The 9,047-nt window shown below is 67.6% G+C and carries 13 protein-coding genes; 4 read left to right on the top strand and 9 right to left on the bottom strand.

Annotated elements, in window-relative coordinates:
- From ACR2JI_RS07920 to ACR2JI_RS07910, 3 genes are all read right to left on the bottom strand, one after another.
- On the bottom strand, positions 1-767 hold a 767-nt coding region (locus tag ACR2JI_RS07920; RefSeq protein ID WP_526389530.1), incomplete at its 3' end, for an NAD(P)/FAD-dependent oxidoreductase.
- A 28-nt stretch (positions 768-795) separates the two neighbouring features.
- Complete coding sequence (locus ACR2JI_RS07915; protein ID WP_526389529.1) at positions 796-2,187, bottom strand: MBL fold metallo-hydrolase; 1,392 nt, start codon at positions 2,185-2,187, stop codon at positions 796-798.
- 18 nt (positions 2,188-2,205) lie between these two features.
- A complete protein-coding gene (locus tag ACR2JI_RS07910) occupies positions 2,206-2,472 on the bottom strand; it encodes a metal-sensitive transcriptional regulator (protein WP_526389531.1) in 267 nt (88 codons plus the stop codon).
- 110 nt (positions 2,473-2,582) lie between these two features.
- Here ACR2JI_RS07910 and ACR2JI_RS07905 point away from each other — a divergent pair, with 110 nt between their 5' ends.
- Positions 2,583-3,308, top strand: a complete 726-nt coding sequence (locus tag ACR2JI_RS07905) for an MIP/aquaporin family protein (protein ID WP_526389528.1) — start codon at positions 2,583-2,585, stop codon at positions 3,306-3,308.
- On the opposite strand, the gene ACR2JI_RS07900 is transcribed toward ACR2JI_RS07905, so the two are convergent.
- From ACR2JI_RS07900 to ACR2JI_RS07885, 4 genes are read right to left on the bottom strand one after another with little or no spacing between them, the layout of a single operon-like run.
- Positions 3,295-4,185 (bottom strand): DNA-3-methyladenine glycosylase family protein, encoded by an 891-nt coding sequence (locus ACR2JI_RS07900; protein WP_526389527.1) that lies wholly within the window; start codon positions 4,183-4,185, stop codon positions 3,295-3,297. The genes ACR2JI_RS07905 and ACR2JI_RS07900 overlap by 14 nt on opposite strands.
- A gap of 10 nt (positions 4,186-4,195) precedes the next feature.
- On the bottom strand, positions 4,196-5,563 hold the full coding sequence (locus tag ACR2JI_RS07895; RefSeq protein WP_526389526.1) for an NAD(P)/FAD-dependent oxidoreductase: 1,368 nt from the start codon (positions 5,561-5,563) through the stop codon (positions 4,196-4,198).
- A gap of 52 nt (positions 5,564-5,615) precedes the next feature.
- Positions 5,616-5,894, bottom strand: a complete 279-nt coding sequence (locus ACR2JI_RS07890; protein WP_526389525.1) for a type II toxin-antitoxin system RelE family toxin — start codon at positions 5,892-5,894, stop codon at positions 5,616-5,618.
- Positions 5,891-6,160 (bottom strand): type II toxin-antitoxin system Phd/YefM family antitoxin, encoded by a 270-nt coding sequence (locus ACR2JI_RS07885; RefSeq protein WP_526389524.1) that lies wholly within the window; start codon positions 6,158-6,160, stop codon positions 5,891-5,893. Before ACR2JI_RS07885 ends, ACR2JI_RS07890 begins: the two co-directional genes overlap by 4 nt.
- A gap of 105 nt (positions 6,161-6,265) precedes the next feature.
- On the opposite strand from ACR2JI_RS07885, the gene ACR2JI_RS07880 reads away from it, so the two are divergent.
- On the top strand, positions 6,266-6,493 hold the full coding sequence (locus tag ACR2JI_RS07880; protein ID WP_526389523.1) for a type II toxin-antitoxin system CcdA family antitoxin: 228 nt from the start codon (positions 6,266-6,268) through the stop codon (positions 6,491-6,493).
- Positions 6,490-6,798 carry a toxin gene (locus ACR2JI_RS07875; RefSeq protein WP_526389522.1) on the top strand — a complete coding sequence of 103 codons (309 nt, stop codon included), beginning with the start codon at positions 6,490-6,492 and terminating at the stop codon, positions 6,796-6,798. The genes ACR2JI_RS07880 and ACR2JI_RS07875 overlap by 4 nt, the downstream gene beginning before the upstream one ends.
- Before the next feature lie 93 nt (positions 6,799-6,891).
- On the opposite strand, the gene ACR2JI_RS07870 is transcribed toward ACR2JI_RS07875, so the two are convergent.
- On the bottom strand, positions 6,892-7,917 hold the full coding sequence (locus ACR2JI_RS07870) for an NAD-dependent epimerase/dehydratase family protein (RefSeq protein WP_526389521.1): 1,026 nt from the start codon (positions 7,915-7,917) through the stop codon (positions 6,892-6,894).
- A complete protein-coding gene (locus ACR2JI_RS07865; protein WP_526389520.1) occupies positions 7,914-8,420 on the bottom strand; it encodes a nuclear transport factor 2 family protein in 507 nt (168 codons plus the stop codon). The genes ACR2JI_RS07870 and ACR2JI_RS07865 overlap by 4 nt, the downstream gene beginning before the upstream one ends.
- Before the next feature lie 97 nt (positions 8,421-8,517).
- Between ACR2JI_RS07865 and msrB the strand changes: the two genes are divergently transcribed.
- The coding region (gene msrB / locus ACR2JI_RS07860) for a peptide-methionine (R)-S-oxide reductase MsrB (RefSeq protein ID WP_526389519.1) at positions 8,518-9,047 on the top strand (530 nt) is incomplete at its 3' end.

The following is a 9,047-nucleotide window of genomic DNA, read 5'->3' as shown; positions in this document are numbered from 1 at the left end:
CCGTGGAACATGTCGTAGTCCAGCGTCAGATCCGAGCCGCCCTCGGCCACCGCGCTGACAGTCACCTTGCGGGACTCCGCATCGACGGCAGTCACTTCCGAGAGCGTGTGCAGATGGATGCCGTACCCGGCGATCACCTTGTCGAGATTGTCGGCGATGGCCGGGATACCGAAGGCCCGCGGCGTGGGCAGAACAAGGTGGATGTCGATCTTGTTGAGCACACCCTGCTTGCGCCAGTGATCGGCGGCCAGGTAGGCGATCTTCTGCGGCGCCCCGGCGCACTTCATCGGGAACATCGGCATCATGAACACCGCCGAACCGCTCGTGGTGCTGCGGATCAGGTCCCAGGTCTTGGGAGCCAGGTCCACCCGGTAGTTCGACGACACCCCGGGACCGTCCACCGCTGCGGCCAGGCCCGCGGTCTTGTCGCAGTCCAGCTGGATTCCGGGGCACACCACCAGTGCGTCATAGCCGTAGACCGACCCGTCGTCACACGTCACCGTGTTGTTGTCCGGATCGAAGGCATTGGCATGCTTGCGGATCCAGGTCGCCTTCTTGGGCATGACCGAGGCCTCGGAGCGCTCACTCTGGGCAGCGGTCGCCTGGCCACCGCCTACCAGCGTCCACAACGGCTGGTAGTAGTGCTTGTCGGCCGGTTCGATGACCGCGACGTCGGTGTAACCCTTGCGCAGCAGCCGCGCCGCCACCGTGATGCCGGCGCTACCGCCACCGACGATCAGAACCTGATGCTTGGCAGTGGTTGCCATTGCGTGCCTTCTCCCAGAATCGTGTCCGTCAGGCGTTCTGGACGGTTTCGATCCAGGCGCCGTAGCCGCCAAGGATATCGCTGACGTCGGCGAAGCCGCGATTCCGGAGCAGGCTGGCCGCCACCGAGGACCGGTAGCCGCCGGCGCAGTAGACGACCGTGGGCCGCGTCGGGTCCAGCTCACCGGTGCGATCGGGCAGCTGCCCCACCGGGATGGAGATCGCGCCGGGGATGGTGCCCAGGGCGATCTCGCCCGGGTTGCGGACGTCGACGACCTGCAGGTCGGGGATCTCGCGCATCCGCTCATCCATCAGCTTGGCGGTCAGCCGGGACGCCACCTGGACATCATCGCGGTTGTTGAGCATCACCTGGTACGGCTGTTCGAGGTAGCCGATCACCCGGTCGAAACCGATGCGGCCCAGCCGGTTCTTACCCTCGAGCTCACGACCGGGCTCGGTGATCAGGATCAGGTCGACGTCGGGCTTGATGACCGATCCGGCGAACTCCGCGTAGCGGCCCTCCAGGCCGATGTTGATGGCGTCACGCAGATGACCGGCGCCGAACTCCTCGGGGGTGCGGCCGTCGACGAGCACCGCGGCCGCTGCACCCGGACGGGCCATCGCGGCGCGGACGTCGGCGTAGTTCATCGCCGCGGGCATCTCGGTCTCGTCGAGCAGCTCGCGGCCCTGGCGGTTGAGGATCGCGTTGTAGACGAAGTAGCCCGGTGCGGGCGGCTGGCCCTCGGTGACGAGCTCCATGAAGGTCTGCTTGTCCGGGGCCCGCAATGCGTAGTTGCTCAGCCGCTGCTCGCCCATCGTCGACCACAGTTCGGTGGAGAGGTTCTTGCCGCAGGCCGAGCCGGCGCCGTGCGACGGGTAGACCTTGGTCGCGTCGGGCAGCGGCATCAGCTTGTTGTGCAGCGAGTCATAGAGCTTGTCGGCCAGCTCCTCGCGGGTGAACCCGATGGAGCTCAACAGATCCGGACGGCCGACGTCGCCGATGAACAGGGTGTCACCGGTGAGCACGCCGTAGGGAACGGTGTCGCCCGGATGCTCGTAGATGACGATGCTCATCGACTCCGGGGTGTGCCCGGGGGTGTGCAGGAACTCCAACTGCACCTCACCGAGGGAGTACCGCTCGCCGTCGGCGACGGGCATGTAGTCGAACTCCGGCTTGGCCACCGACGAGTAGACGATCTTGGCTCCGGTGGCCTCGGCCAGCTCGAGGTGTCCGGACAGGAAGTCGGCATGGAAGTGGGTCTCGATGATGAGCTCGATGGTCAGGCCCGCCGCCGTGGCGTCGGCGATGTACTCGCTGACGTCACGCTGCGGGTCCACCACGACGGCGCGGCCGCTGCTCTCATCGCCGATCAGGTAGGACGCGTGTGACAGGCACTCCAGGTAGTACTGATTGAACTTCATGGTGATCTCCTTCGTGAATCAGGCGAGCGCGAGGAAAAGTTTTTCGAGTTCCGCTTCGGTGAGACAGGTGCCGTCGGTGCTGGAGCCCGAGGCGCACTCCCGCAGGCCGGTGGCGACGATCTTGAAGCCGGCCCGGTCCAGGGCCTTGGACACCGCCGCAAGCTGGATGACGATGTCGCGGCATTCGCGGCTGCCTTCCACCATGGCGATCACTCCGGCCAATTGTCCCTGTGCCCGACGCAGCCGGTTCAGCACCTCCGCGACGTCGGTGGGATCTCCCATCATCACGTCGCCTCCCTCCGGTCAGTCGATACCTCAGGGGGTATCTGTTCGTCCATCATGGCATACCCCCGGTGGTATATGCAACGGGGCCGCCGACCGTATATTCCGACCGCATGACCGCTCCGACGATGCCGTACCGGTGGGCCGCGGAATTCGTCGGCTCCTTCCTGCTGGTTTTCGCTGGTTGCGGTGCGGCGGTGCTGGCCGCCAACCCGGCCGGTGACCACACCGTCGGGATCGGCTACACCGGCGTCGCGCTGGCGTTCGGGCTGGCCCTGCTGGCCGCGGTCTATGCGTTCGGCAACGTGTCCGGCGGGCATTTCAACCCGGCGGTCACCTTCGGCGCGGCCGTCGCGGGACGACTGGAGTGGCAGGCCGTGCTGCGGTACTGGGTGGCCCAGGTGCTCGGTGGCCTGGCCGCCGGCGGGGCGGTCTACCTGATCGCCGACGGCCGGCCCAAGTTCAATGCCGACGGCAATATGTTCGCCAGCGGATACGGCGACAACTCGCCGTTCCACTACTCGCTGATCGCGGTGCTGATCGCCGGGGTTGTGCTGACCTTTCTGTTCGTGCTGGTGGTTCTCGGCTCCACCGGTAGCCGCGCGCCGAAGTGGTTCGGCGGCCTGTCCATCGGGCTGACCTTCGCCGTGGTCCAACTGATCGCGATCCCGGTCTGCGGCACCGCGGCCAACCCGGCGATCTCGACCGGGGTCGCGTTCTTCAACGGTGCCGGTGCACCCGGACAGCTGTGGGTGTTCTGGCTGGCGCCGCTGACCGGCGCCCTGCTGGCCGGCTGGTCCTACCCGGCGCTGTTCGGCAGCAGGGTCACAAACGACTGATCTGCTGCACCGGCAGGCGTGCGCCGCGGCGCGGCAGGTACGCCAGCCCGCTGACTTCCAGCAGTCGCACCGCCCGATAGCGGTGCGGACGAAGCGGTGCGAGCAGTTCCTCCATCGCCGGATCGTCGATGGGGTGGCCCAGCAGTGTCCAGCCGATCATGGTCGACAGGTGGTAATCGCCCACCGACAGCGCATCGGCGTCGCCGAAGGCACGCTGCGCGGTCTCCGCGGCGGTCCACACGCCCACCCCGGGCAGTGACATCAGCGGCGCGGCGCTGGTGAGCCGTTCCAGGGAGTCCGCGCGGTGCGCGAGGCCGACGACGGTGCGGGCCCGGCCGGGATCGACGTTGGCGCGGTGGAACTCCCACGACGGGATGCGCCGCCACACCTGCGCCGACGGCGGCACCCGCATCCGCGCGGGCGCGGGGCCCGGCGCCGGTGTGCCGAACTTGGTGACCAGCAGCCGCCAGGACCGGAAGGCGTCGACACCCTGCACGCGTTGTTCGAGCACCGCGGGGATGAGCGCCTCGAGCACCCGGCCGGTGCGGCCGATCCGAAGGTGCGGGACGCGGGCGTGCGCGGCGACGATCGTCGGGTGCTCGGGGCGGAAGCCGGACGCGTCGTCGTCGGCGCCGAGTAACGCGGGCAGGCCGGCCAGGAACTCCTCGGCGCCATCGCCCCAGGCTTCGCAGGAAACGGCATCGGGTGCGGTGCGGACGATGCGTGCGGTCACCGGACCGGTGCGCGCAAGGCTGGTGCGCCAGATGGCGCCGCCGCCGTCGACCTGGAAGCACGGATCGCCGGGACCACGCCGCTGCGGGGCCAGGGTATGCCCGGGGCTGGCCGGCCCCGGAAAGCTGATCGTGCGCTCGAGCACGGTGAAAAGCCTAGGGCCGTCCGGTGATTCGGTCGGCCAGTTTCGCGATCGGCGAGGTCGATCTGCGGCCGCGGGCCTCATGCCGGTCGGCGGCTTTGTAGGCGGTGTAGAGGCCTTGCACGCCCAGCCACCGCAGCGGCTCGGGTTCCCAGGTCCGCGAGCGGTGGTCCACCCACGGCAGCACGGTCAGATCGGTGTGCCGTTTCAGCGTCAGGTCGGCCAGCGTGCGACCGGCCAGGTTGGTGGCAGTCACGCCGTGGCCGACGTACCCGCCGGCCTCACCGAGACCGGTCGCCGGATCGAATCCGATACCGGCCGACCAGTCCCGCGGCACGGCGAGCACCCCGCACCAGCCGTGTGCGATCGGCACGCCGCGGGTCTGCGGCAGCACGGTGTTGAGCACGCCGGTGAGGTAGTCGATGGTGTCCTGACCGACAGCGCCGTCGCGGTCGATGCGCGAGCCGTAGCGGTACGGCTTTGCCCGTCCGCCGATGGCGATGCGACCGTCGGCGGTGCGCTGGGCGTAGAAGAAACCGTGCGCCAGATCCCCCAGGAGTTCACAGCCCGCCCAGCCAATGCGATCCCAAACCTGTTGCGGCAGTGGATCAGTGGCGATCATCGCGCTGTTCATCGGGAGCCAGCGCCGGCGCAGTCCGCGCATCCGGGCGGTGTATCCCTCGGTGGCGCGCAGGATCACCGGGGCGCGCACCACACCGAACGGGGTGTCGGCGCGGCCGGGGCTGATCGCGGTGACCGGGGTCTGCTCGTAGATGGTGACGCCGAGGCGTTCGACGACGTCGGAGAGCCCGCGGGCCAGCTTGGCCGGCTGCACCCGCGCGCAGTGCGGGTTGAACGAGCCCAGCACCAGGTGATCGACGTTGACCCGGGCGGCGGCTTCGTCAGCGGTCAGCAGTTCGACGTCGTCGACACCCCAGCGGCGGTCCTCGTGGAACTCCTCACGCAGGCGTTCGGCCTGGGCCCGGTTGCGGGCCACCTCGAGGTTGCCGCCCTTGATGATGTCGGCGTCGATGCCCTCGCGGTCGGCGACGGCGATCACCTCGTCGACCGCCTCGTTGAGCATCCGCTGCCAGGTGATCACGGCGTCGCGGCCGTGCTCGGCGGCCAGCATGCCGCGATGGCCGGGGGGCAGTCCGGACAGCCAGCCGCCGTTGCGCCCGGAGGCGCCGAACCCGGCGAAGCGGGCTTCGAGCACGGTGACCCGCAGGCCGGGGTCGAGTTGTTTGAGGTAGTAGGCCGTCCACAGCCCGGTGTAGCCGGCGCCGACGATGCAGACGTCGGCCTCGCGGGCCCCGGGGAGCGCACGACGGGGGGTCGGGAGGCTGGCGAACCAGTGCGACACCGCGCCGTTCTTGGCCATGCTCGTACGGTACCGACTTCCGTCACAAGCGTCGCGGCGGCGGGCCGGGGGTCTATTGATATCGGTATGCGTGGGCGCGGTGTTCGATACGGCCGACGTAGAGAACCGCGTCATCCTCGATGAGCCTGAAGGTGACGCGATAGTCGCCCCGGCGGGCGACCCGCCAGCCAGCCAACTCGAATCGCAGCGGCTTTGAGAGGCGCTCCGGGTTGTTAGGCAGGGTCGCCGTGATGAACTCGGCGATGGCCGCGGCCACCTTGTGCGGTAGCCGACCTAAGGCACGATCGGACGAGGCGGAGAGTTGGACGGCCCACTCAACGCCGTCGGTCAAGACAACCCATAGCGGCGACGAAGGTCATCCCCGCTGACTGTCTTACCGGTGGCGTAGTCGGCGTCGGCTTGGGCGAGTTCTTCGACGACGCCCGGTGTCCGAAGTGCGTGCAGAGTCTCGTTCAACGATTCGAGATCGTCCGCCGACATGATCACCGCCGCAACTCGCCCATGCCGGGTGATCTGGATGATTTCGTGGGTGGTGTCCGCCTCGTCGACGAGGGCGGAAAGCTTCTCTTTGGCCTCGGTGAGTGGAACGGATTTCATATTTTCAATCTATCCGAAATCTAGTCGGCAGCTAGTCGTTTTTCTGGTCTGAATGGATTGTTTCCGTGAATTTTGTCCAGGTAAGACAAACGGTAGGATAGTCCGGTGGCCAAGGAGAAGATCTCGGTGACGGTTGACGCTGCGGTGCTGGCTGCGGTCGATGCCGCGGCCCGGGAGGCCGGCCTCAATCGATCGGAGATGGTCGAGAAGGCACTCCGGAACGAGCACCTCCGCGCGGCGCTGCACACATACAAGACCGAGACCGTTCCGGCACTGAACATCGACGAGTATGCGCAGCAGGTGTACGGGACCAACCGATCCGCCGGCTTGTGATCGTCGCCGGCGATATCGCTCCGCGCCGCGATACCAACGCCGAACTCTACGTCGCTGTCCTCTCGAACTCAGCGCACATCCGTGCCGACACCGGCCGGGTCATCACGTGTCCGTTCATTCCCGGTGAGTTACCCGGCGGCGCTATGGCACTCGTTGTTCGTATCGCTCGGCCCCAGGGAGTGTTGCTGCCCGAACTGGTCCAGTGGCTACCGTCAGCAGCACTGGACGATCCGATCGGCAACATCGGCGCGACGGCGCTTCGTGAGGCCGCGTCGATCGTCGGATCGCTTCTCGATCAGTCCTGAGCGGGCGGCGGCGGGGTGCGCCTCTGCCCGCCTCGCAGCGACTTTTTACGGGGACGACGTCCCTTGTCGCTCGGAGGCGGGCAGAACGAGGGGTTAGTCCGGTGCGCTGGTGGCGGCGCGCTTGGCCGCCCGCAGCCCCACCCAGAATCGGGCCGCCTCCCGGATGGACTCCTCCACCGAGCCCGGTTCCCATCCCAGGTCGCGGCGGGCCTTGGAGCAGTCGACGGGCGCCTCGGCGCGCATCAGCCGCAGGGCGTTGAGGGTCAGCCGCTCATCGGTGCCGCGCAGGCGTTGTTTGGCGGTTCCCAGCGCGGCCATCGCATAGGCCACCGGCAGCCGGAGCTTCCTGGTCGGAGCCGGTACACCAGCCGCTTCGGCGGCGATCCGCACCACCTCGGCGTTGGAGATCATCTTCTCCGAGATCAGGTACCGCTCCCCGACCCGGCCGTGCTCGGCGGCCAGGATCATCGCCCGGGCGGCGTCGTCGACCCCGACGGCCTCGAGCTCGATCCGGTCGAGCACGAACGGCATTTTGCCGAACGCCGCTCCGGCGATGATGGCGCCGTGCGGGGTGCGGCCCCAGTCGCCGGGCCCGTAGGTGGTGGACACGCACATCGCCACCGCGGGCAGCTCACCGGCCCGGGCGCAGGCAAGCACCATCTTCTCGGCCTGTAGCCGGGTGCGCACATAGTCCGTCAGACCACTCTCGGAGGTGATCTCGTCGGCCTCGGTGGAGGTGTGGCCGCGACGGCGGCGCACGGTGGCGTAGCTGCTGGTGAAGACGAACCTACGGAACGGATGCTCGCGGTGCACGGCCACCGCGACGTCGAGCACGTTGCGGGTGCCATCGACATTGGTGCGGTACAGCGGTGCGGGGTCCGACAGCCAGCCCTGGGTGTTGACGACGCAGTAGTACACGTCATCGCAGCCGGTCATCGCATCCCGCAGCACGTCGTCATCCCAGATGTCGCCGCGGAACCGGGTGGTCGTCAGATCGTCGATACCGATGGTGGAGGCATTGGGGCGCACCATGATTCGCACGTCATGGCCGGCGGCGACGAGCTGGCGGGTGATGTGCGAGCCGAGGAATCCGTTGGCCCCGATCACCAACTTGGTCAACGCGAACCTCCGTTGCGGCGCATCCACTCCGCGGCCTCATCGTCGAGGGTGCCCAGCGCCTCGGCCTTCTTGCACCACTTCATCGATGCGGCCAGGAAGCGCAGCGGGTTGTAGATGTCCTCCTGGCGGCTCCACAACCCGTCGCCGGCGTAGGTGATGATCGAGATGTTGGTGGCGCTGATGATGACGCCGTCGCCGGGATCGCGCATCGGGTTGTCCAGTTCGATGATCACCCGGCCGCGCTCCTCGTCGATTACCGACCACAGCGACGGGAACGACGTCATGTGGCTGCCGGGGAACGTCGTCATGGTTTTGTAGATCCAGTCGCGCACCTGGGCGCGGCCCTTCATGGTCCCCATGGCGTGCTCGATGTAGTCCACGTCGGGGGTGTAGTGCGCCACCCAGGCGTCCCAATCGCGGGTCCGGGCGGCAGCATCGACGGTGGCCTCGAAGGTGGCGAATGCCTCGGCGAGTTCGGCCCGGGTGAAATGCGCGTCCGTCACGACTACCAAACTAGAACACGTTCCTGCTGACGAGTCTGTAACGGCGGACTATTCGGGCGCCCAACCCGGTTGAACCGGGGACAGACTGGACAGTGACATGGAACATCGTTACGCCAAGGACCCAGCGGCGATCGCGGCACTCACACCTCTGCAGCGCAGGGTTACCCAGCGCAACGGCACCGAGATGGCGTACACCGGCGAGTACTGGGCCAACCACGAGCCGGGCATCTACGTCGATGTGGTGTCCGGGGAGCCGTTGTTCTCCTCGCTGGACAAGTTCGACAGCAAGACCGGCTGGCCCAGTTTCACCAAGCCGATCGAGGCGGACAACGTCATCACCAAGCGCGACTTCAAGATGCTGTTTCCCCGGACCGAGGCCCGTTCGGCGCACGGCGACAGCCATCTGGGACATGTGTTCAAGGACGGCCCGCGCCATGCCGGTGGGTTGCGCTACTGCATCAACTCGGCTTCGCTGAGATTCATCCACCGCGACGACCTCGAGTCGGCGGGCTACGGCGAGTACCTGCACCTGTTTTCCGACCCGTTAGAAGGAGAGAATGTGAGCGAGCACAAGACTGCGATCCTGGCCGGCGGCTGCTTCTGGGGCGTCCAGGACCTGATCCGCAA

Source organism: Mycobacterium sp., assembly GCF_051006775.1.
Classification (GTDB): Bacteria; Actinomycetota; Actinomycetes; order Mycobacteriales; family Mycobacteriaceae; genus Mycobacterium.
This window is presented reverse-complemented; position numbering and strand designations above follow the sequence as displayed.